17 protein-coding genes are annotated in these 20,901 nt (G+C 65.3%); 3 read left to right on the top strand and 14 right to left on the bottom strand.

Annotated features, from left to right (window positions below; all coding sequences use genetic code 11):
* Nucleotides 1-133: 133 nt before the first annotated feature.
* The 8 genes from QSV36_RS02155 to QSV36_RS02190 form a co-directional block, all read right to left on the bottom strand.
* Nucleotides 134-775, bottom strand: a complete 642-nt coding sequence (locus tag QSV36_RS02155) for an oxidoreductase (RefSeq protein ID WP_289129379.1) — start codon at nucleotides 773-775, stop codon at nucleotides 134-136.
* Between the two features lie 27 nt (nucleotides 776-802).
* Entirely contained in the window at nucleotides 803-2,536 is a 1,734-nt protein-coding gene (locus QSV36_RS02160; protein ID WP_289129381.1) for a C13 family peptidase, read from the bottom strand.
* Between the two features lie 139 nt (nucleotides 2,537-2,675).
* A complete protein-coding gene (locus QSV36_RS02165) occupies nucleotides 2,676-2,942 on the bottom strand; it encodes a hypothetical protein (protein ID WP_225780236.1) in 267 nt (88 codons plus the stop codon).
* Nucleotides 2,943-3,336: 394 nt separating this feature from the next.
* Nucleotides 3,337-4,401, bottom strand: coding sequence for a 2,3-butanediol dehydrogenase (locus QSV36_RS02170; protein WP_289129484.1), 1,065 nt, complete (start codon nucleotides 4,399-4,401; stop codon nucleotides 3,337-3,339).
* Between the two features lie 54 nt (nucleotides 4,402-4,455).
* Nucleotides 4,456-5,562: an acetoin dehydrogenase dihydrolipoyllysine-residue acetyltransferase subunit gene (locus QSV36_RS02175; protein ID WP_289129384.1), complete on the bottom strand. Its 1,107-nt coding sequence runs from the start codon at nucleotides 5,560-5,562 to the stop codon at nucleotides 4,456-4,458.
* Nucleotides 5,559-6,581 (bottom strand): alpha-ketoacid dehydrogenase subunit beta, encoded by a 1,023-nt coding sequence (locus QSV36_RS02180; protein WP_289129387.1) that lies wholly within the window; start codon nucleotides 6,579-6,581, stop codon nucleotides 5,559-5,561. The genes QSV36_RS02175 and QSV36_RS02180 overlap by 4 nt, the downstream gene beginning before the upstream one ends.
* A gap of 33 nt (nucleotides 6,582-6,614) precedes the next feature.
* Entirely contained in the window at nucleotides 6,615-7,592 is a 978-nt protein-coding gene (locus tag QSV36_RS02185; RefSeq protein ID WP_289129389.1) for a thiamine pyrophosphate-dependent dehydrogenase E1 component subunit alpha, read from the bottom strand.
* 22 nt (nucleotides 7,593-7,614) lie between these two features.
* Nucleotides 7,615-8,670 (bottom strand): ATP-NAD kinase family protein, encoded by a 1,056-nt coding sequence (locus QSV36_RS02190; protein ID WP_289129390.1) that lies wholly within the window; start codon nucleotides 8,668-8,670, stop codon nucleotides 7,615-7,617.
* Nucleotides 8,671-8,952: 282 nt separating this feature from the next.
* On the opposite strand from QSV36_RS02190, the gene QSV36_RS02195 reads away from it, so the two are divergent.
* Entirely contained in the window at nucleotides 8,953-10,812 is a 1,860-nt protein-coding gene (locus QSV36_RS02195) for a sigma-54-dependent Fis family transcriptional regulator (RefSeq protein WP_289129393.1), read from the top strand.
* A gap of 109 nt (nucleotides 10,813-10,921) precedes the next feature.
* On the opposite strand, the gene accC is transcribed toward QSV36_RS02195, so the two are convergent.
* From accC to QSV36_RS02225, 6 genes are all read right to left on the bottom strand, one after another.
* Nucleotides 10,922-12,277: an acetyl-CoA carboxylase biotin carboxylase subunit gene (accC, locus tag QSV36_RS02200; protein ID WP_170028095.1), complete on the bottom strand. Its 1,356-nt coding sequence runs from the start codon at nucleotides 12,275-12,277 to the stop codon at nucleotides 10,922-10,924.
* A gap of 17 nt (nucleotides 12,278-12,294) precedes the next feature.
* Nucleotides 12,295-12,759 carry an acetyl-CoA carboxylase biotin carboxyl carrier protein gene (gene accB, locus QSV36_RS02205; protein ID WP_170028096.1) on the bottom strand — a complete coding sequence of 155 codons (465 nt, stop codon included), beginning with the start codon at nucleotides 12,757-12,759 and terminating at the stop codon, nucleotides 12,295-12,297.
* 100 nt (nucleotides 12,760-12,859) lie between these two features.
* The gene (gene aroQ, locus QSV36_RS02210; protein WP_003255330.1) at nucleotides 12,860-13,315 is read right to left on the bottom strand and encodes a type II 3-dehydroquinate dehydratase; all 456 of its coding nucleotides are present in this window, start codon (nucleotides 13,313-13,315) and stop codon (nucleotides 12,860-12,862) included.
* Nucleotides 13,316-13,492: 177 nt separating this feature from the next.
* On the bottom strand, nucleotides 13,493-15,265 hold the full coding sequence (locus QSV36_RS02215; RefSeq protein ID WP_289129397.1) for a protein-disulfide reductase DsbD: 1,773 nt from the start codon (nucleotides 15,263-15,265) through the stop codon (nucleotides 13,493-13,495).
* A 156-nt stretch (nucleotides 15,266-15,421) separates the two neighbouring features.
* Nucleotides 15,422-17,383: a methyl-accepting chemotaxis protein gene (locus tag QSV36_RS02220; protein ID WP_289129401.1), complete on the bottom strand. Its 1,962-nt coding sequence runs from the start codon at nucleotides 17,381-17,383 to the stop codon at nucleotides 15,422-15,424.
* Nucleotides 17,384-17,625: 242 nt separating this feature from the next.
* Complete coding sequence (locus QSV36_RS02225) at nucleotides 17,626-18,984, bottom strand: diguanylate cyclase (RefSeq protein WP_289129404.1); 1,359 nt, start codon at nucleotides 18,982-18,984, stop codon at nucleotides 17,626-17,628.
* Nucleotides 18,985-19,233: 249 nt separating this feature from the next.
* Here QSV36_RS02225 and QSV36_RS02230 point away from each other — a divergent pair, with 249 nt between their 5' ends.
* On the top strand, nucleotides 19,234-20,301 hold the full coding sequence (locus QSV36_RS02230) for a DUF2333 family protein (RefSeq protein WP_289129408.1): 1,068 nt from the start codon (nucleotides 19,234-19,236) through the stop codon (nucleotides 20,299-20,301).
* 2 nt (nucleotides 20,302-20,303) lie between these two features.
* Nucleotides 20,304-20,840, top strand: a complete 537-nt coding sequence (locus QSV36_RS02235) for an NUDIX hydrolase (RefSeq protein ID WP_289129411.1) — start codon at nucleotides 20,304-20,306, stop codon at nucleotides 20,838-20,840.
* The last annotated feature ends 61 nt before the right edge of the window (nucleotides 20,841-20,901 follow it).

Consider the following 20,901-nt stretch of genomic DNA (forward strand, 5'->3'; position numbering starts at 1 on the left):
CGGCCTTGTGTCGCGATGGGCCGCGAAGCGGCCCCAGCAATTTGTGCATCTGCGCTGCAACCTCAGGGGCTGCTTTGCAGCCCATCGCGACACAAGGCCGCTCCCACAATGGTACCGCGCAGCTGCAGGGTGATTATTTGCCCAGCCGGCGCAATTCATCCGACTCCACAATCCGCACCCCGTCCTCTTCTTCCAGGGCCAGGCGCCACAACGCCCGCGCCAGGGTGCAGGCCTCGATACCTCGATACTTCCCGGGTATCAGCCTGGAAAACGGCGAAATCAGCTGCTCGCCCAGCCGCGGCTCTATGCGCTCGCCCAGCAGCAATGACGGCCGCACGATGGTCAATTGCGGCCAGTCCTGAGCCTTGAGCGCCTCTTCCATCTCGCCTTTGACCCGGTTGTAGAAGATCGGCGATTTCGGGTCGGCGCCCAGCGCACTGACCACCAGCAAGTGCCGCGCCCCCATTTCCCGGGCACGCTTGCTGAAAGCCACCACCATGTCCAGGTCCACCGCACGGAAGGCCGATTCCGAGCCGGCCTGCTTCAACGTGGTGCCCAGGCAGCAGAAAGCGATATCCACGCGCCCGGCCAGCTGCGGAAGAAACATCGCCGGGTCACCCACCGGGTTTTCCAGGTGCGGGTGCTCGGCCAGTGGCCGGCGGGTTGGTGCCAGTACGCGGGTGATGGTGGGCTCGTTGAGCAGGCGGTCGAGCAGGTGCTCACCTGTCAGACCCGTGGCACCGGCAAGCAGGACATGCTGAGGCGTCAAATACATGATGTCTCTCCCTTGTTACACACAAGCTTAGTGGCTGCCAGGCGTTTCTGCCTGTTCCCCCACGTTGGCCTGGGCGGCGTTACGCAATGCTTCTTCGGCCTGTTGCCGACGCAGCTGCTGCCAGCGTGCGAGTACCGCCGGCGGTGCCCACAGCTGCGGTTCGGAGGCCTCGAAACCTTCCCTTTGTTCTCTTTCGGCAACACTGTTGCGGGCCAGTTCAAACGCCTGTTTCAGGTCGTCGGTCTGGTTCAGCGCCTCGGCGAACAACGCGTCGCCAAAGTAGGTGAAATCCGCTTCTTCCGAGCAGCCGAAGGACACCCGGTCGGCCCGCGCGGCCGTCATGATGAGCGTGCGCTCATCCTTGAGCGGGGCGATGTAGCCCCCTGAATAGCAGGCAGATATGACAATCACTTTGTCGCGGTTCTTCAGCGGTGCCAGGGCGCTGGCCAGCTCGTCGGCGGACAGGTCGGCCAGTTGCAGGCGTGGCTGGTCGAGCACCAGTTGGTGGTCCTGGCTGCCGTGGCTGGTGAGGTAGATGAACACCAGGTCCTCGGGGCCGCTGCGCTCGGCCAGGGTGCGGGCGGCACGGGTGAGGTTCTCGCGGGTGGCCATGGGGCGGCTGGCCATCTGGTCGCGGTGGTTGACCAGGGTGACCTGGCCCGAAGCCCCGAAACGTACCTTGAGCATGTTGCTGACGTAGTCGGCTTCACGCAGGAACACGCTCTGCTGGCCATCGCCGGCCACTACCAGGCTGTACAGCTGGACAGACGGCGCCGAGGGTGGCACACGGGCCAGCGCCTGCTCCAGCAGCCGACCCTGGCTGAGCAAGGCCAGGTCCAACGGGTCGGGCAGCAGCTTGCCATTCTGGTCGCGCACACGCACCCCGTTGGCCCAGGTGCCGCTCAGCACCTTGCCGCTGGGCAGGATCAGCCGACCTTGCCCATGGTAGGCATCGTCGAGGAAACCGCCGATGTACTTGCTGCCATCGGCCAGCTGCAGGCTGCCCTGGCCTGACAGGCGCCACTCGCTGAAAGTGCCCTTGTAGTGGCTGCCATCGCTGCCCAGCAGTTCGCCTTCGCCGACCAGTACGCCATCCTTGAACTGGCCGATCCACACATCGCCATCGGCATTTTCGTAGCGGCCTCGGCCTTCCAGGCGGTTGTCCTTGAATTCGCCGATGTATTGCTCGCCGTCGACGCTGTCGTAGGTGCCGGCGCCTTGCAGCAGGCCGTTGACGAAGCGGCCGCTGAACTGGTTGCCGCTGGCATCGCTGCGCACGCCGGCGCCATTGGGCTTGCCTTTGGCGAACAGGCCCTGGTAGCGGCTGCCGTCGGCCAGTTCCAGTTCGCCGGCGCCGTCGTACAGGTCGTCCTTGAACTGGCCGCGGTAGGTCTGGTCGGCCTGCTTGAGCGTGCCTTCGCCGTCGCGCCGGCCCTGGCGGAAGGTGCCGGAATAGTGGCTGCCCGGGGTAGTCAGCTCGCCCAGCCCCTGGAACAGCCCGGCGGCGAACTGGCCACGGTAGACCTCGCCATTCTGGCCGTGCCATTCGCCCTGGCCATGCCATTGGCCGTCCTTGAAGCCGCCGGCGTACCAGCTGCCGTTGGGGTAGTCGATACGGCCCTCGCCTTGCAGCAGGCCATCGACTACCTGCCCCCGGTAGCGTCCGCCGTCAGGCAAGCGCGCGTCGGGTGGTAGCAGCGATTCGCCATCGCCACAGGCGGCGAGTAGCAGGACCAGGGAGAGGGGGAGCAGTAGACGCATGGCGAAGACCGGGCAATAGGTCTGCCGAGTATGCCGCAGAATGGGATCCTGAAACAGCGAGCGCATGAGCCGGGGCATTCCTCCGTGGGGCCAACGCTATCGTGTTGCCTGCCATGGCCCCGTCGCCGGTCGGCTCGGCTCAATGCCAGGTGATATCGCCGGTCTGTCGGTGCAACAGCAACTCGGCCAGTGCCTTGGTCATCTGCACGTGATGGGCCGCATTGACCAGCATGTTGATCCCAGGCTCACCGGCATTGGCGCAGATGTACTCGTCCAGGGTGTCTTCGATGCCGGTCATCAATTGCAGCGCGTGGATCACAGCGTCGAGCGAGGGCATGTCGTGGTTTATGGTGTAGAAGGGGCGGGAAGTCAGGATTCTGGGTGGATCGGGGACGATTTTTTTCATGATCAGGCCTCGTGTGGTTTGCTGTAAGCAACCACCTCATCCTTTCTCACGGGATAAAGGCGGCAGCCGTACGAGGGTGAGAAATCCGAGACACGAGCACTCGGCCAGACCGAAGCCTGCCTGCGTACGGCTGCCATAACGTACTGCCGTAAGTCGTGTTTTCGGGTTTCTCACACCCGGTCACCAAACATGGCGACCCCGAGACGGTATCCCTGAGATGTTTCCCCGACAATGGAGTGACTTCCGACAGCCTCGTAGGATAATTCGCGAGATGGTCCGGGCTGAAGCATTTGGTTTCAGGTTCGGAAATGTCTTACATCCTTGAAGCCCTGAGCGGTTCCTGTGGTAGCGACAAAAAAACCGCTACCACAGGGTTGTGAGCTGCCAGTGCGGCTCAGCGCAGGCCCGGCGAAACGATGATCTTCACGTTCTCCTCCTTGTTGTTCACCAACTCCTCGAAGCCCAGCTCGACGATCTGCTCCAGCCCGATCCGCCCGGTTACCAGCGGGCGGATGTCCAGCCTGCCGTCGGCGATGAAGGCAATCACATCAGCGAATTCGCCGTTGTAGGCCAGCGCCCCCAGCACCTGCTTCTCGGTGGACACCAGCTCGAAGAAGTTGAACTCGCTGGGCTCTTCGAAGATGCCCACCATCACGCATTTGCCGGCCTTGCGGATGGTGTCGATGGCCAGCTTGGCGGTGTGCTTGTTGCCAATGCACTCGAAACTCACATCCGCACCCAGCCCGGCGGTAAGCGCGCGGATCTCCGCCAGGGCGTCGCACTGGCTGGGGTCGAGCACCACGCTGGCGCCGACTTCCTTGGCCTTGGCCTTGCGCGCCGAAGACATTTCCAGGGCGATCACCTGCGCTGCACCGGCCGCCCTGGCGCACATGATGGTGCACAGGCCGATGGTGCCGGCGCCGACCACCACCACTGTCTGGCCCAGCAGGCTGCCGGCCTTTTTCACCGCATGCATGCCCACTGCCAGCGGCTCGATCAGCGCCCCGGCTTCGGCCGGGAAACCCTGCGGCAGCCGGTACAGCAAGTTGGCCGGCACGTTGACCCGCTCGGCAAAGGCGCCGTTGTTCATCAAGCCGGTGAAGGCCAGGCGTTCGCAGATGTTGTACAGGCCATGGGTGCAGTAATAGCAGGTACCGCAATGCTGGCAGGCATCCGCCGCCACCGGGTCACCGACGGCGAAGCCCTGCACGCCTTCGCCCAGCTTGGCGATCTGGCCGCAGAACTCGTGGCCGAGGATGCACTGGCCCTGGATGCCGGTCAGTGGGTGCGGTGCCTCGACCGGGATGAACACCGGGCCGGCGACATACTCATGCAGGTCGGAGCCGCAAATGCCGCACCAGTCCACCTTGATCTGCACCCAACCGGGTGCGGGGTCGGCTGGCAGGGGTACCTGTTCGACGCGGATGTCGTTGCGGCCATGCCAGACGGCCGCGCGCATGTGGGTGTGGCTCAGGTCGTTCATTGTGTTTGTCTCCAGGCTCACGGAATGGGCTTAGTGCTTGCGCAGGAAGGCGAGCAGTTGCTGGTTGACCTGTTCGGCCGCCTCCATCTGCACCATGTGGCCGGCCTCCGGCAGCACCAGCACTTCGGCTTCCAGCCCTTCGGCATGGCTGGCCGGGATGATCGCGTCCTTGCCGCCCCACACCACCAATGCCGGGTGTTGCCCCAGCACCCCGCGCAGGTCGTGGCGCTGCCGGTCACCGTCAGCGAGTGCCGCTGCCAGCTGCTGCAGGGCCTGGTCGACCCCTTCCAGGCGCTTGAACTTGAGCATGTCTTCGAGCATCTGGCGGGTGACCAGCGCCGGGTCGGCAAACAGCTGCACCATCTGTGGCTTGAGCGCGTTGCGGTTGGCGGCGGCGACGAAGCCTTGCAGGTACTGGCCGTTGATCGCTTCGCCCAGGCCGGCACTGGCCACCAGGCTCAGGCTGGCGACCCGCTGCGGTGCCAGGCGCGCCACGTTCAGGCTGACCGCGCCACCCATGGAGTGGCCGGCCAGGTGCGCCTTGGCGATATCCAGGTGGTCGAGCAGGGCCAGCACGGTTTCGCTCAGCTCATCCAGGTCGCCGCGTTGCAGCGCCTTGGCCGACTCGCCATGCCCTGGCAGGTCGAGGGCGATTACCCGGCGCTCGGCAGCCAGCGCCGGGTGGTTGAACAGCCAGTTGTTGAGGTCGCCACCGAAGCCGTGCACCAGCACCAGCGGTGTGCCGCCTTCGCCCAGCTCGAACCAGCGCAGTTGCCGGCCAGCCACTTCAGCCTTCTGCGGTGCCGGGCCCTGGGCTTGCTCGGCGCCACCGTCGGCGACGAACTCGGCCTGGAAGCGTTGCACCACCGCATCGATCTCGGCTTCCTCGGCTTCGCCTTCCACCACCACCGCCAGCAGTGCGCCGACCGGCAGGGTTTCATCGGGCCTGGCCACCTGGCGGCGCAGCACGCCGCTGAACGGGGCTTCGACGCTGCTGCTGATCTTGTCGGTCTCGACGTCCAGCACCTCGTCACCCTTGTTGATTGCGTCACCTTCCTGCTTGAGCCAGGCGTCCACCCGGCCTTCGGTCATCGACAGGCCCCACTTGGGCATGGTCAGGGTATGGATCTGGCTCATGCGGCACTCCTTGCAGCATCGATCACTTTGCGCACGGCGGCCTCGATCTTCGCCGCGTCAGGGATGTACAGGTCTTCCAGGGCGTCGGAGAACGGCACGGGGGTGTGCGGCGCGGTGACCATTTCGATCGGCCCCTTGAGCGCGGCGAAGGCCTTCTGCGCGACCAGGGCGCTGATGTCGGTGGCCATGGAGCAGCGGGGGTTGGCTTCGTCGATCACTACCAGGCGGCCGGTCTTTTCCACGCTCTCCAGAATGCTGTCTTCGTCCAGCGGGCTGGTGGTGCGCAGGTCCAGCACCTCGCAGTCGATGCCCTGGCGGGCCAGGTTGTTGGCGGCTTCCAGCGCCACGTGCACCATGCGGCCATAGGTGACCAAGGTCACGTCGTCGCCATCGCGCAGGAAGTTGGCCTCACCGAACGGCACGGTATACACCTCTTCCGGCACCTCGCCCTGCATGCCGTAGAGCAGCTTGTGCTCGCAGAAAATCACCGGGTCGTTGTCGCGGATCGCCTGGATCAGCAGGCCCTTGGCATCGTAGGGCGAGGACGGGCACACCACCTTCAGGCCGGGGATGTGGGTCCACAGCGAGGTGAGCATCTGCGAGTGCTGGGCCGCCGCGCGCAGGCCGGCACCGTACATGGTGCGCATCACCAACGGGGTGACCGCCTTGCCGCCGAACATGTAGCGGAACTTGGCAGCCTGGTTGAGGATCTGGTCCAGGCAGCAGCCGGCGAAGTCGACGAACATCAGTTCGCACACCGGGCGCAGGCCCTGGGTGGCCGCGCCGACGGCGGCACCGACGTAGCCGATTTCCGACAGCGGGGCGTCGAGCACGCGCCCCGGGAACTGGTGATACAGGCCCTTGGTCACGCCCAGTACGCCACCCCAGGCGTCGTCCTCGCCCGGTGCGCCGGCACCGCCGGCCACGTCTTCGCCAATGATGAACACGGTGTCGTCGCGGCGCATTTCCTGGGCCAGGGCTTCGTTGATGGCCTGCTGGTAGCTGATCTTTCTTGCCATGGTGGTTCTCCTGTTGTTCTTGTAATCCGCAGCTCAGGGGTAGGCGACGTAGACGTCGCTGAGCAGGTCGGCGGGCTGTGGCTTGGGATCGGACTTGGCGCGGCGCACGGCGTCTTCGATCAGGTCCTCGACGCGGGCGTCGATGGCGTCCAGTTGCGCGGCCGTGAGCAGGCCGGCGCGGGTGGTCTTGTTGCGGAACTGCATGAGGCAGTCGCGGGTTTCGCGCAGGTTCTTCACTTCATCGGGGGCGCGATAGGTTTGCGCATCGCCCTCGAAGTGGCCGTAGTAACGGCTGAGCTTGACCTCGATCAACGACGGGCCTTGCCCGGAACGGGCGCGCTCGACGGCAGCAGCGGCGGCCTCGTAGACGGCGAAGAAGTCAAAACCGTCGATGGTGACACCGGGCATGCCGAAGCCGGCGGCGCGGTCGGCAATATGGTCGCAGGCCACCGACCAGTTGGAGGCGGTGGCTTCGGCGTAGCCGTTGTTCTCGGCCACGAAGATGCATGGCAGGTTCATGATCGACGCCATGTTCATGGCCTCGAACACCGCACCTTCGTTGGAGGCGCCATCACCGAAGAACGCCACCGAGACATCGTCGCGGCCCTTGAGCTTGGCCGCCAGCGCCGCCCCGGCCACCAGCGGTGCGCCGGCACCGACGATGCCGTTGGCACCGAGCATGCCTTTTTCCAGGTCGGCGATGTGCATCGAGCCGCCCTTGCCGCCGCACACGCCGGTCTTCTTGCCGTAGATCTCGGCCATCATGCCGTACACGTCCACGCCCTTGGCGATGCAGTGGCCGTGGCCGCGGTGGGTCGAGGCGATGCAATCGCTGTCGCGCAGGTGGGCCATGACCCCGGCGGCGGACGCCTCTTCGCCGGCATACAGGTGCACGAAGCCAGGGATTTCGCCGGTGGCGAACTCGACGTGCAGGCGTTCTTCGAAGGCACGGATGGTGCGCATCACTTCATAGGCATGCAGCAGTTGTTCGGTACTGAGTTGATTGGACATCTTGTTGTTCTCCGGGGTTGTCTCAACACGGGTTTGCAGGGTGCAGCCGGTGGCCACGGGGCACGGCCAGCAGGTGATGGCGGGCGGCGTGCGCCAGTACGGCCTCGACGTCCACGCTCAATGGGCCTTGGTGGTCGAGGGTGATGGTGGGGCTGTCGTGCTCGGCGAATTCGATCTCGCGCTCGCCGTCCAGGGCCAGGGTGCCGCTGGCCAGGCTCAGGCGATGGGCGACACCGGGCGTCAGGGTGCCGCTGGCGGTAATGCCACAGCCTTGCAGCAGGCCGGGCGCCAACGGCGCCAGCAATGCCTGGTCGGCAGCGGGGTTCAGGCGCACCCAGGCGCCGTGCGGGTCCCGGCGGGAAACCGGGCACCACAGGCCACACAGCGCCGAGAGGCCGATGGCATGCGGCTCGGCGAAACAGGCGAACACTTCGCTCAGGTCTTCGCTGCGGCTGAGCGCGCGCGCGCCGATGAAACGCTGGGGCGACACCGCCACTTCCACCAGGGCCCATTCGGCAAGCCGTTGTTCGGGCACTTTCACCAGCAGGCGCTTGTTGCGGCGCAGGCCGATGCTGGCGGGCACCCGGCCGCTGGCGAGCAGGCCGCCGGCCAGGCCGGCACTGGTGGCTTCGCGCAGCTCGGGGAAGGCATTGTTGGTGCCGGTGGACAGGGTCAGCAGCGGCACGTCGCCGGCTTCGGCGGCGACCGCCTTGTGCGTGCCATCGCCACCGAGCACGGCGATCATCGCTACGCCGCGGTCGACCATGTGTCGGGTGGCCAGACGGGTATCGGCAACGGTCTGGGTCAGCGGCAGGTCGAGGATCTCGAGGGTGGGCCAGTGCTGGTCAAGGGCGACCGGGCCCTGGCTGGCCTTGAGCACGGCAGCGGCGATGCCGGTCATGTCGCTGGGCAGCAGCACCTGGCCGATACCGGTGGCACCGAAGGCGGCGAGCAGGCGCTGGATCGCCGAGGCCTTGTCGGTGCTCGAATAGAGCCCGGCATTGGCAGTCAGGCGGCGCAGGTCGCGGCCAGAGGCAGGGTTGGCAATGATCCCGACAGTCGGGGCGGGTAGCGGCATGGCGCACCTCGTTTCTTGTTTGCCAGTGCCGGAGCAAGCGCGGTGCCAGTTTTCTTGAAGTTGCCTGGAATGGCCGGGCCAGAGCGTTTTCGTCGCGCCAAGGCCGGCGTGCATGGCCGCGCCGGCGAGACGCCGGGTGCCAGCCGTGCAATGGCTTGGCCGAGACGCTGAGACGCTGCGTCTCAGGCCGGCCGGTAATCACTCAGTGCTTGTCGGGGCATGCCCGGAGGCGCTTAATGGCCGGACAACGATAAAAACAGCAACGAGAACCGGAGGGCCTGAATGCTTGCCGCGAACTCCCGAGCCCATGTCGATTGCGTCAGCAGGGTACTGAAGAATGCCGATCGCCTGCCGCAGGCGCCGGTGCCACCGCTGATCCTCGATTCATGGCGCCGTTCCATGGAGCTGTACCGTCTCGACCCCGCTTCCCAGCAGGGGCCGCGTATTCTTTCCCAGAGCCTGCTCAACGAGTGCCGCGAACGGGCCGAGCTGTTCCTGCGCATCGCCAGCGATGCTGTTGCGCGCCTGCATGAGCGGGTGCGTGGGGCCGATTACTGCGTACTGCTCACCGACGCCCAGGGGCGCACCATCGACTACCGGGTCGAGTCGGCCATCCGCAACGACTGCCGCAAGGCCGGGTTGTACCTGGGCACTTGCTGGTCGGAGGGTGAGGAGGGCACCTGCGGGGTGGCGGCGGTGCTCACCAGCAAGGCGCCGGTCACGGTGCACAAGCGTGACCATTTCCGCGCTGCATTCATCGGCCTCACCTGTACCGCGGCGCCGGTGTTCGACCCGCTCGGCGAGTTGCTGGGCGTGGTCGATGTGTCGGCCTTGCAGTCACCGGACGACCGCCGCAGCCAGCACCTGATCCGCCAGTTGGTCGAGCAGACCGCGCGCGAGATCGAAAACGCCTTCTTCATGCACAGTGCCCAGGGCCATTGGGTGATGCGCGCCCATGGCACGCCGGGCTATGTGGAAAGCCAGCCCGACTACCTGCTGGCCTGGGATGCCGATGGCCGCCTGCAGGCCATCAACAGCCTGGCACGGCAGCGCCTGGTGGAGCGCTTGGGGCGGTTGCCCGAGCACATTGGCGAGTTGTTCGACATCGACCAGCTGCGCCGGGTCAATGGCGCATCGGCCCAGCGCCTGCCGGGGCTGGGTGGGCTGTATGGCCGGGTCAGCGCGCCACAGCAGCGCCAGCGCGCGCAGCCCTTGCGCCAGGCCCAGGACGCCCGCATCGAGCAGCACCTGCGGCTGGCCACGCGGGTCAAGGACTGCAACCTGGCGGTGCTGGTGCAGGGCGAGACCGGGGCCGGCAAAGAGGTGTTCGCCCGCCAGTTGCACCAGCAGAGCCTGCGCCGTGACGGCCCGTTCGTCACTCTCAACTGCGCGGCCATTCCGGAAAGCCTGATCGAGAGCGAACTGTTTGGGTATGTCGCCGGGGCGTTCACCGGGGCTTCCAGCAAGGGCATGCAAGGGCTGTTGCAGCAGGCCGACGGTGGCACGTTGTTCCTCGACGAGATTGGCGACATGCCAGTGAACCTGCAGACCCGCCTGTTGCGCGTACTGGCCGAAGGCGAGGTGGCACCGCTGGGCGCTGCGCGGCGGGAGCGGGTGGACATCCAGGTGATCTGCGCGACCCATCGTGACCTGGCGGCAATGGTCAAGGAGGGGCGTTTCCGTGAGGACCTCTATTTCCGCCTGGCCAATGCCCGCTTCGAGCTGCCACCGTTGCGAGAGCGCGAGGACCGGCTGGGGTTGATCCACCAGCTGCTGGCTGAGGAAGCCGCAGCCTGCGGGGTCGAGGTGGTATTGGCGGATGATGCGCTGCAGGCGCTGTTGCTGTACCGCTGGCCGGGTAACCTGCGCCAGCTGCGGCAGGTGCTGCGTTATGCCTGTGCGGTCAGTGAGGGCGGCCAAGTGTGTCTGGAGAGTCTGCCGCTGGAGGTGCGGGGTGATGCCGTGCCGGCGGCTGACGCGGGGGTATCGAGCCCTGCCCGGCAGTTGCTGCTCGATGCCTTGATACGGCATCGCTGGAAACCGGCGGAAGCGGCGCGGGCCTTGGGCATATCACGGGCCACTTTGTATCGACGGGTGCATGAGCACCGGATCGAGATGCCGAGGATGAAGGGGATTGAGTGAGGGCTGACAGGGGGTCGCCGCGACATTTTCAGCGCCTGTGACATCCCTGAAGACGGACAATAAAAAACCCCGGAACAAGTCCGGGGTTCTGGTGCATCACACTACACGATCACTCCTGGTTGGCCAGTTTGTGCTCGAGGTAGTGAATGTTGACGCCGCCTTTGCAGAAACCTTCATCACGCACCAGGTCGCGGTGCAGCGGGATGTTGGTCTTGATGCCGTCGACGACGATCTCGTCCAGGGCATTGCGCATGCGCGCCATGGCTTCGTCGCGGTCCTTGCCGTAGGTGATCAGCTTGCCGATCAGCGAGTCGTAGTTCGGCGGAACCGAGTAACCGCTGTACAGGTGCGAATCGACGCGTACGCCGTTGCCACCCGGGGCGTGGAAGTGCTTCACCTTGCCAGGGCTCGGGATGAACTTCTTCGGGTCTTCGGCGTTGATACGGCATTCCAGCGCGTGGCCACGAATAACCACGTCTTCCTGGCGGAACGACAGCTTGTTGCCAGCGGCGATGCTCAGCATCTCCTTGACGATGTCGATACCGGTCACCATCTCCGACACCGGGTGCTCAACCTGCACGCGGGTGTTCATCTCGATGAAGTAGAAGCGGCCGTTCTCGTACAGGAACTCGAAGGTACCCGCACCACGGTAGCCGATCTCGATGCACGCATCGACACAGCGCTTGAACACTTCCTGACGGGCTTTCTCATCGATGCCCGGGGCTGGCGCTTCTTCCAGTACCTTCTGGTGACGGCGCTGCAGCGAGCAGTCACGGTCGCCCAGGTGCACGGCGTTGCCCTGGCCGTCGGACAGGACCTGCACTTCCACGTGGCGTGGGTTGGTCAGGAACTTCTCCAGGTAGACCATCGGGTTGCCGAAGGCAGCACCGGCTTCGGTACGGGTGAGCTTGGCCGAGGCGATCAGGTCCTCTTCCTTGTGCACCACGCGCATGCCGCGACCACCGCCGCCACCGGCGGCCTTGATGATCACCGGGTAGCCGACGTCACGGGCAATCGCCAGGGCGACTTCTTCGTCTTCCGGCAGCGGGCCATCGGAGCCCGGTACGGTCGGTACGCCCGACTTGATCATCGCGTCCTTGGCCGAAACCTTGTCGCCCATCAGGCGAATGGTGTCGGCTTTCGGGCCGATGAAGGCGAAACCGGATTTTTCCACCTGCTCGGCGAAGTCGGCGTTTTCCGCCAGGAAGCCGTAGCCCGGGTGGATCGCGGTGGCGCCGGTAACTTCGGCGGCAGCGATGATCGCCGGGATATGCAGGTAGGAATCCTTGGACGATGCAGGGCCGATGCAGACCGACTCGTCTGCCAGGCCCAGGTGCATCAGTTCACGGTCGGCAGTGGAGTGCACGGCGACGGTCTTGATACCCAGCTCTTTGCAGGCACGCAGGATCCGCAGGGCAATTTCCCCACGGTTGGCGATCAGGACTTTTTCGAGCTTCCCAGACATCGTTGGCTCTCCGCGATTCAAACGATGGTGAACAGCGGCTGGTCGAACTCAACCGGCTGGCCGTCTTCTACCAGGATGGCGTCGATGACACCGCCAACATCGGCTTCGATGTGGTTCATCATCTTCATGGCTTCGACGATGCACAGGGTGTCGCCTTTTTTCACGCTCTGGCCCACTTCAGCGAAGTTCGGCGAAGTTGGCGAAGGCTTGCGGTAGAAGGTGCCGACCATCGGCGAGCGGATCACGGTGCCTTTCAGGGCTGGCGCAGCAGCAGCGGCTTCGGCGGCCGGGGCAGCAGCAGCGGCAACCGGGGCAGCGGCAGGCGCAGCGGCTACCGGGGCCGGTGCGAAGTACTGCTGGGCGGCTGGGGTCTTGCTGTGGCGGCTGATACGGACCGACTCTTCGCCTTCCTTGATCTCCAGTTCGTCGATGCCAGACTCTTCCAGCAGTTCGATCAGTTTCTTGACTTTACGGATATCCATTAATCATCAACTCCCAAAGGTTCGGTCAGGGGGCGAAATATAAAAAAACGTATCTGAAACGTTTCTCTCGAACCCTGGCCCACCGAGGCCAGGGTTTTCATCATTTGGGCTGTGCGTTGGCAGCCAGTTGTTCCAGTGCAGACTCCAGAGCCAGGCGATAACCGCTGGCGCCCAGGCCGCAGATCACCCCTACGGCAACATCGGAAAAGTAGGAGTGGTGGCGGAACGGTTCGCGTTTGTGCACGTTGGACAGGTGCACTTCGATGAATGGGATGCTCACCGCAAGCAACGCGTCACGTAATGCAACGCTTGTGTGCGTGAAAGCAGCCGGATTGATCAGGATGAAGTCCACACCCTCGTTGCGTGCGGCGTGAATACGGTCGATCAGTTCGTACTCGGCATTGCTCTGCAGGTATTGCAGATGATGGCCGGCGGCGCGGGCACGTTGCTCCAGGTCCTGGTTGATCTGGGCCAGGGTCACGGCGCCGTAGTGGCCAGGCTCGCGGGTACCGAGCAGGTTGAGGTTGGGGCCGTGGAGCACCAGTAGCGTTGCCATCTGCGATTCCTTGGATTTGTAGGGCAATTCGACACAGCGCGGCGAGTGTGCCGTAAAGCGACCGCAAGTGTCCAGTTCCCGGCAATAGGCAGCACGTTGTCCGAGATTCGCGCGAAATATGTGACCAGATAGCTCGATCCAGTCACTGATTTTGGTTTTTCTACCGCGCGCGAGAAGTTATAGACCGACTCTGCCGCGTACGCGTGTAAGAATTTGCGCAAATTCACTGGCGTTTAGCTCGCCAATGACCCGATCAGCGGTAATTTCGCTGCCGTTCGCAGCGAAGAACAACAGGGCAGGGGGGCCGAACAGTTGGTAGCGGTCGAGTAGTGCGCGTTGTTCGGCATTGCTGGCGGTGATGTCGAAACGCAGCAGCTTGAAACCGGCCAGTTGTGCTTGCACCTGCGGCGCGGTCAGCACTTCGCGCTCGATCACCTTGCAACTGATGCACCAGTCGGCATACCAGTCCAGGAGTACCGGTTGACCGGCAGTCTTGGCCTGGGCCAGGGCGGCGTCCAGTGCAGCCGGGGTGGTCACGGTGTGCCAGCTATCCGCCGCTGCCGCCGGTTTGCCGCCAGCACTGGCAAGGGCCGGCGGTGGCAGCGGGCGCAGCGGGTCGCCCTGGCCGCTGAGCGCGCCGTACCAGCAGGCCACGGCATACACCAGCAAAGCCAGGCCGAGCAGTTGCGCCAGGCGCTGGCGGGGGGACTTGACCTCGAACTCCAGGGCGCCCAGGAACAGCGCCACCCCGGCGGCCAGGAAACCGACCAGCAGCAAGGTCAGCGGCCCCGGCAGCACTCGGCTGAGCAGGCCGATGGCCAGGCCCAGCAGCAACACGCCGATGGCGTTTTTCACCGTGTTCAGCCAGGGGCCGCTTTTCGGCAGCCAGGCCGCGCCGCCGGTGGCCACCAGCAGCAGCGGTGCGCCCATGCCCAGGCCCAGGGCGAACAGCTTGAGGGCACCGCCCAGGGCGTCGCCGCTGGCGCTGATATACAGCAACGCACCGGCCAAGGGCGCTGAAACGCACGGCGAAACCAGCAGGCTGGAGAGCACGCCAAGAATCGCTGCGCCCAACAGCGAGCCACCGCGGGTGTGGTTGGCGACATTGTTCAGGCGCTGGTTGAGGGCCTGCGGCAGCTTCAGCTCGAACAGGCCGAACATGGCCAGGGCGAACACCACGAAGAACAGTGCGAAGGGCACCAGTACCCAGGCCGATTGCAGGCGTGCCTGCAGGTTCAGGCCGGCGCCGAACAGGCCCATCAGGGCGCCGAGGACGGCAAAGCTGGCCGCCATCGGCAGCACGTAGGCCAGCGACAGTGCCAGGCCGCGAAGGCCGCCGGCCTGGCCGCGCAGCACCACGCCGGAGAGGATCGGCAGCATGGGCAGCACGCAGGGGGTGAAGGTGAGGCCGACCCCGGCAAGGAAGAACAGCAGCAACGACTTCCAGCTCCAGCCGTGTTCGGCGCTGGCCGGTGTACTCGCGCCGGCTTCGCCATCGATGCTCAGGCGTGCGGTTTCCGGTGGGTAGCAAAGGCCTTTGTCGGCACAGCCCTGGTAGCCCACCAGCAAGGTGAAGGCGCGTGGGTCGTTGCGCGGCAATTCGATGTCGAGCACGCCGTGGTATACCTCGACATCGCCGAAGAATTCATCGTGCTTGGCTTCGCCCTTGGGAATGTTCGGTGTGCCCAGGGCGACGTCGGCCGGTTCCGTACGGAACTGGAAGCGGTGGCGGTACAGGTAATAGCCGTCGGTGGCGACGAAGCGCAGCTTGATGGTCTGCACATCGGCCTGGACCAGGTTGAGCTTGAACGCTTCGTGCACCGGCAGGAAGTCGGCATTGTTGGACAACGAAGCGGCGCCGAGGGTGGCGCTGGGGCGGTTGTCGAGCAGGCCCGTGGCGAAGGCGGGGCTGGCCAGCAGCAGGAACAGCAGGAAAAACAGGCGGCGCATGGCGGACTCGCGAGGTCGAACGTGCCGGGCATGATAGCGGAGTTGGTGCAGGTTGGGGCCATGCCGGTGGCGGGGGCGACACATGGCCGCTGGCTCATGTGCAGCCTGTACCGGCCTCTTCGCGGGCATGCTTGCGAAGAGGCCGGTACAAGCCACCTAGACTCTGAAGGCCCGTACCGCCCGGTTCAGTTCACCGCCCAGACTCAACAGCTGCTCGCCTTGCTCGCGCCCCTCGCCAATGCGCTGCAGGTTGTCCTCGCCCAGCGCGTGGATCCGTTGGCTGTGGTCGCGGATTTCGCTCACCGCGCCACTCTGCTGTGCCGTGACGTCGGCAATCCGCACTGCGGTATCGGCGATGGTGCGAATGGCGCAGACGATCTCGTCCAGCGCGCCGTCCGCGGCCTGGGCCTGGCTGGCGGTGGCCTCGGCATGTTCGAGCTGCGCACGCATCCCGGCCACAGAACTTCTGGCGGCCTGCTGCAGGCGGTCGATCAGCGCCTGGATCTCGCCGGTTGCGCCGGTGGTGCGCTGCGCCAGTGAACGCACCTCGTCGGCCACCACGGCAAAACCGCGGCCCATCTCGCCGGCACGCGCCGCCTCGATTGCGGCGTTCAGGGCCAGCAGGTTGGTCTGCTCGGCAATCGAGCGAATCACCGTCAGCACGCCACCGATCGTGGCCGACTCTTCCGCCAGTTGCTCGATCATGCGGGCATTGCCCTGCACCTCATCGACCAGTTCGCGCAAGCCCGAAAGGCTCTGGCCAATCACCGCCTGCCCCTGTTCCACCGCGCGGCCGGCATCGCGGCTGGCGTCGGCGGCTGCGCTGGCATCACCGGCCACCTGCTGGATGGTCGCTTCCAGCTCACCCAGGGCATCGCGGATCTGCCCGGTGTCGCCAGCCTGGCGTTCGGCGCCGTCGTGCAGAGCGGCGCTCATGCCGGCAAGGGCGTGGCTGCTGCCAGCCACCTGTTCGGCGTTGTGGCGGATGGTGCCGACCAGATCAACCAGATACTGGCGCAGGCGGTTGAGCGAATCCTGGATGTCGTGCAGTTCGCGGTTGGTCTTGCCCAGGGCGATGGCCTTGGCGAAGTCGCCTTCGGCCCAGCGCGACAGGGCCGGGGCCAGGCCGGTCAGGGTACGCGCCAGGCGCCGTTGCAGGGTGTCGATCAGCAGCGCGATCAGCAGGATCAGGGCAATCATCAGGCTCTGGATGATGCGCACTTCGGCGGCAATCGTCGCGTGCTGGCTGCGTACCTCCGGCTCCAGTGCCGCAATGGCCTGCTGCACCGCCTGCAGACGCTGCCCGGTGCTGGCGGCCAGGGCGGCTCGGCGCTCGATCTGGTCGCGGGTGCGTTGCAGCTCTGCCGGGTAGCGGCTGAGCAGGCTTTGCAACTCACGCTTCAAGCCAATGGCGACGTCTTCCTGCTGGGTGCTGGCTTGGGTCTCCAGGCCCATCATGGACGCGAAGTCGTCGGCGCCGGATTCGGCAGCACGGGTTACCCCAAGCAGCGGCAGGCTGTCGATGATCTGGGCCTGGGTGCGAATAAGCTGAAGTTCACGTTCAACTTCATCGGCCAGTTCCGGGCGACTGCTGCTGACCAGCTTGTCCCGTGCCAATGACAGGCGACCGAGGTGCACGGTGGCGTCCAGCAGGGGCAGCAGGTAGCGGTTGGCGTCGGCGTTGCCGCTGTTGCGAGCATAGCCGGCCAGCTGTTCGAAGTTGGCCCCCAGCTCCCGCTCGGCTTGCAGCAGCAACGCCTGTGGGTCGCCTGCCAGCTTGCCGGCGGCCAGCAGTTCCTCGGTGGTGAAGGCTTGCAGGCTGTCCAGGCTGGGGCGCAGTTTGTCGGCCAGTTCGTCGGGCCATTCGGCCAGCGCCGCTTGCAGCTGCTGGTTGGCTTCCATGGCTGCCGCGTGGCGCAGGGCATCGCCGCTGGCCAGGTAGGCCTGGATGTTGCCGGCTGCCTGGTGCTGGAACTGCTGGGACAGGCCCAGGTAGTGCTCCATCAATTGATAGGGGCGCTCCAGGGCCCGTTGCGACCACCACAGGGTCGCGCCCAGGGCGATACACACGGTTACCAGCAACAGGGTGTTGAAATTGGTCAGCCACTTCAGGCGCATAGCCACGAGCTTCCTGCGGGAGGGAGAGTCGGTGGCTGAAGTTATGGCGGTTGTATGACGGAGTGATGACGAAAGGGGCTGGTGCCAGAGAAAAAGTGGCACTGTGCCTGTATCTATATTGCCTGTGCTGGCCTCTTCGCGGGCTCGCCCGCTCCCACAGGATATCTACCAGACCTGAATGCAGCGTAATCCCTGTGGGAGCGGGCAAGCCCGCGAAGAGGCCGGTACAGGCGATGAACCACTCAGGGCTCTACCCGCACCACGCAATTACGCCCCGCATGCTTGGCCCGGTACAGCGCCTCGTCTGCCGCGCTTGCCATGGTCAGTGCATCCAGCCCCTCGTCCAGCTGGACCACCCCGGCACTGAAGGTGCACCGTAGATCCTGCGGCTGGGCCGGGTAGAGAATCTCGGCAAAGCGCCGACGGATTTCGTCCAGTACCTTGTGCGCCGCGTCCAGCGCGGTATTGGGCATGACGATGGCGAACTCTTCACCACCATAGCGGCCAATGAAGTCGGTCTTGCGCAGGCGCTGCTTGAGGAACAAGGCCAAGCTCTTGATTACCCGGTCGCCCATCGGGTGGCCGTGGCGGTCGTTGATCTTCTTGAAGTGGTCGATGTCGAGCATGGCGAAGCTCAACGGTTGTTGCTCACGGCGGGCGCGGAAGCTGCAATCTTCAAGCAGTTGCAGGATGTGCGTGTGGTTGTACAGCCCGGTCAGGCTGTCACGCACCATGCGCGACTTCAGGTGCCGGGCACGGGCGGCCCGGTTGCGCACGGTGGTGATCAGCTGGCGTGAGCGAAACGGCTTGGTCAGGAAGTCATCCCCGCCTTCACTCATGGCATCCAGCTGCTTGTCCAGGTCGTCCTCGGCAGACAGGTAAATGATCGGCACGCTCACATAGCGGTCGCTGTGGCGGATGACCTTGGCCAGCTCGGGGCCGGTGCAGGCGGGCATGTACAGGTCGAGGATGATCAGGTCGGGCTGGAAGTCGGCCAGCTCGGCCATGGTGCGGATCGGATCGGTCAGGCTGCGGGTGAGCATGCCGGCGCCGGCCAGCACGCGCTCGGTATACAGGGCCTGGGTGCGCGAGTCGTCGATGATCAGCACGCGCAAGGGGTCGTGCGGGGCGGCATTGGTCAGCCGCTCGACCTTTTCCAGCAGGCTGGAGGCTTCCAGGGTGCCGGTGAGAAAGTCCTGCGCGCCGGCGCGTACGGCGGCCAGGCGGGTCGGGGTGTCGGTTTCATGGTGGCTGAAGAACAGCAGCGGAATGTGCCGGGCCAGCCCCTGCTGCACCTGGGCCGCCAGCAGCAGGCCCTGCCCAGCGCCGGTGAAGTCGACATCCATGATGATGGCCGAGGGTGGGTATTCCTCGATCGAGGCGTGAAAGGCCGCCGCGCTGTCCAGCGCCTGTACCACCAGGCCAAAGAATTCCAGTTGCTGGGCCAGGCGCTGGGCTCGTTCGTGGTCCTGCAGCAGGATGTACACCGGCTTGCGCAGCGGCGGCCGCAGCAGTTGGTCAAGCGGGTCATCCTTGCGCAGGCCGCTACGCGTCAGCTGTTGGACGGGGCACTGCGGGCTCGGCTCGACTGCTTGGCTCATGACCTGGCTACTTTGTAGGGTGGGAGGTGCAGGGGCGATGATGGCTCTATGCTAGCAGTTCTTTCCCGGTGCGCGAGTGCTGTGCGTCAACAAAGCGGGCAGAACGAATATTCAGTTGCCGACCGATTGGTCGCTTATGCATAAGGCGGTGTCTGCTTTATAGTGCTGCGACGCGGGCTTGCCGTGGCACCCTGGCACAGGCCTGTGGTCCAAGCCCCTGAACCGTCGTGACTGATTAAGGACAAAGCCATGCTGGACTGGAAAAACCGCGAGGCCCAAGCCGAGCCCCGTGAGCGTGTCGACGGCCGTGGCGCCGCCGCTCGTAGCTACCTTGGCGGCCTCTGGAGCCGTGCACTGGGGACCCTCATCGGGTTGTACCTGCTGGTGTGCATCGGCCTGGGCTGGTACTGGAGCCAGGAGCCGGTGCTGTTCCCGGTGCAGCAGAACGCCCAGGCCGCCGCCGAGCGTACCGGCCAGCAGATGGTGGTGGGCTACACCACCCTCGAAACCCTCAAGACCGTGGCCGGTACCCTGCTGAACAAGCCAGGTGGCTACATCTCCAACGACCGCTTCCCGCCAGGGTTGTGGATGGACAACATGCCCAGCTGGGAGTACGGCGTGCTGGTTCAGGTGCGCGACCTGTCCCGTGCCCTGCGCAAGGACTTCGCCCGCTCGCAGTCGCAGTCCACCGAAGACGCCGACCTGGCCAAGGCCGAGCCGCGCTTCAACTTCGACAACAAGAGCTGGATCCTGCCATCGAGCGAATCGGAGTTCGAAGAGGGCATCAAGTCGCTGAGCCGCTACCAGACCCGTCTGGCGGCTGGCGACAAGGGCGCGATCTTCTATACCCGTGCCGACAACCTGAACAACTGGCTGGGTGACGTGGCCACCCGCCTGGGCTCGCTGTCGCAGCGCCTGTCGGCGAGTGTCGGCCGGGTCAAGCTCAACAGCACGCTGAAGACCGAGTCGGTGGTCGCCGGCCAGGCGCCGCAGGTCGACGAGGAACTGGTGGAAACCCCGTGGCTGCAGATCGACAACGTGTTCTACGAGGCCCGTGGCCAGGCCTGGGCGCTGTCGCACCTGCTGCGCGCGATCGAGGTGGACTTCGCCGACGTGCTGGCGAAGAAGAACGCCACGGTCAGCGTGCGCCAGATCATCCGTGAGCTGGAAGCCTCGCAGGAAGCCCTGTGGAGCCCGATGGTGCTCAATGGCAGCGGCTTCGGCATGTGGGCCAACCACTCGCTGGTCATGGCCAACTACATTTCCCGGGCCAACGCCGCAGTGATCGACCTGCGTCAGCTGCTGTCGCAGGGTTGATGATGGCTATCAGCCCTGACGAGGCCGCCCACCGGGCGGCTTCCGACCGTGAGCTGGTCACCTGGGTAGATGAAGCCGACCAGGTGCTGGGCGTCTTGCCACGTGCCGAGCTGCGCGAGCGCGGCCTGATCGGGCGGTGTACCTTCATTCTGCTGTTCAATAGCGCCGGCGAGCTGTGCGTGCACCGGCGTACCCTGAGCAAGGCGCTGTACCCGGGCTACTGGGATGTGGCGGCAGGCGGCATGGTCACGGCCGGGGAGACCTACGCCGATTCGGCGGCGCGTGAGCTGGCCGAAGAGCTGGGGATCGACGGCGTCGAGTTGCGCTTTCATGAGCGGTTCTATTTTGACCAGCCGGATAACCGCTTGTGGTGTGCGGTGTATTCGGCGGTGTCGGATGCGCCGTTGCGGCTGCAGCCGGAGGAAGTGAGCGAGGCGCGCTTCATCGGCCTGGAGCAGGTCGAACAAGAGCGCCAGGCAAAGCCGTATTGCCCGGACTCGCTGGCGGCGCTGCAGCGCTACAAGGCCAGCCAGGGATAGCAGTGTTGGCAGCACCGGCCCGCGGGTAGTCGCAAAACTTTCGCAAAATGGCGCAATCCGG

Source organism: Pseudomonas sp. BCRC 81390 (assembly GCF_030341915.1).
In the GTDB taxonomy this organism is placed as follows: Bacteria; Pseudomonadota; Gammaproteobacteria; order Pseudomonadales; family Pseudomonadaceae; genus Aquipseudomonas.

What these genes read in the sequence shown, in the direction of transcription:
- QSV36_RS02155 (WP_289129379.1), bottom strand. Translation starts at nt 775, where the DNA reads ATGTATTTGACGCCTCAGCATGTCCTGCTTGCCGGTGCCACGGGTCTG.
- QSV36_RS02160 (WP_289129381.1), bottom strand. Translation starts at nt 2,536, where the DNA reads ATGCGTCTACTGCTCCCCCTCTCCCTGGTCCTGCTACTCGCCGCCTGT.
- QSV36_RS02165 (WP_225780236.1), bottom strand. Translation starts at nt 2,942, where the DNA reads ATGAAAAAAATCGTCCCCGATCCACCCAGAATCCTGACTTCCCGCCCC.
- QSV36_RS02170 (WP_289129484.1), bottom strand. Translation starts at nt 4,401, where the DNA reads ATGCGCGCGGCCGTCTGGCATGGCCGCAACGACATCCGCGTCGAACAG.
- QSV36_RS02175 (WP_289129384.1), bottom strand. Translation starts at nt 5,562, where the DNA reads ATGAGCCAGATCCATACCCTGACCATGCCCAAGTGGGGCCTGTCGATG.
- QSV36_RS02180 (WP_289129387.1), bottom strand. Translation starts at nt 6,581, where the DNA reads ATGGCAAGAAAGATCAGCTACCAGCAGGCCATCAACGAAGCCCTGGCC.
- QSV36_RS02185 (WP_289129389.1), bottom strand. Translation starts at nt 7,592, where the DNA reads ATGTCCAATCAACTCAGTACCGAACAACTGCTGCATGCCTATGAAGTG.
- QSV36_RS02190 (WP_289129390.1), bottom strand. Translation starts at nt 8,670, where the DNA reads ATGCCGCTACCCGCCCCGACTGTCGGGATCATTGCCAACCCTGCCTCT.
- QSV36_RS02195 (WP_289129393.1), top strand. Translation starts at nt 8,953, where the DNA reads ATGCTTGCCGCGAACTCCCGAGCCCATGTCGATTGCGTCAGCAGGGTA.
- accC (WP_170028095.1), bottom strand. Translation starts at nt 12,277, where the DNA reads ATGTCTGGGAAGCTCGAAAAAGTCCTGATCGCCAACCGTGGGGAAATT.
- accB (WP_170028096.1), bottom strand. Translation starts at nt 12,759, where the DNA reads ATGGATATCCGTAAAGTCAAGAAACTGATCGAACTGCTGGAAGAGTCT.
- aroQ (WP_003255330.1), bottom strand. Translation starts at nt 13,315, where the DNA reads ATGGCAACGCTACTGGTGCTCCACGGCCCCAACCTCAACCTGCTCGGT.
- QSV36_RS02215 (WP_289129397.1), bottom strand. Translation starts at nt 15,265, where the DNA reads ATGCGCCGCCTGTTTTTCCTGCTGTTCCTGCTGCTGGCCAGCCCCGCC.
- QSV36_RS02220 (WP_289129401.1), bottom strand. Translation starts at nt 17,383, where the DNA reads ATGCGCCTGAAGTGGCTGACCAATTTCAACACCCTGTTGCTGGTAACC.
- QSV36_RS02225 (WP_289129404.1), bottom strand. Translation starts at nt 18,984, where the DNA reads ATGAGCCAAGCAGTCGAGCCGAGCCCGCAGTGCCCCGTCCAACAGCTG.
- QSV36_RS02230 (WP_289129408.1), top strand. Translation starts at nt 19,234, where the DNA reads ATGCTGGACTGGAAAAACCGCGAGGCCCAAGCCGAGCCCCGTGAGCGT.
- QSV36_RS02235 (WP_289129411.1), top strand. Translation starts at nt 20,304, where the DNA reads ATGGCTATCAGCCCTGACGAGGCCGCCCACCGGGCGGCTTCCGACCGT.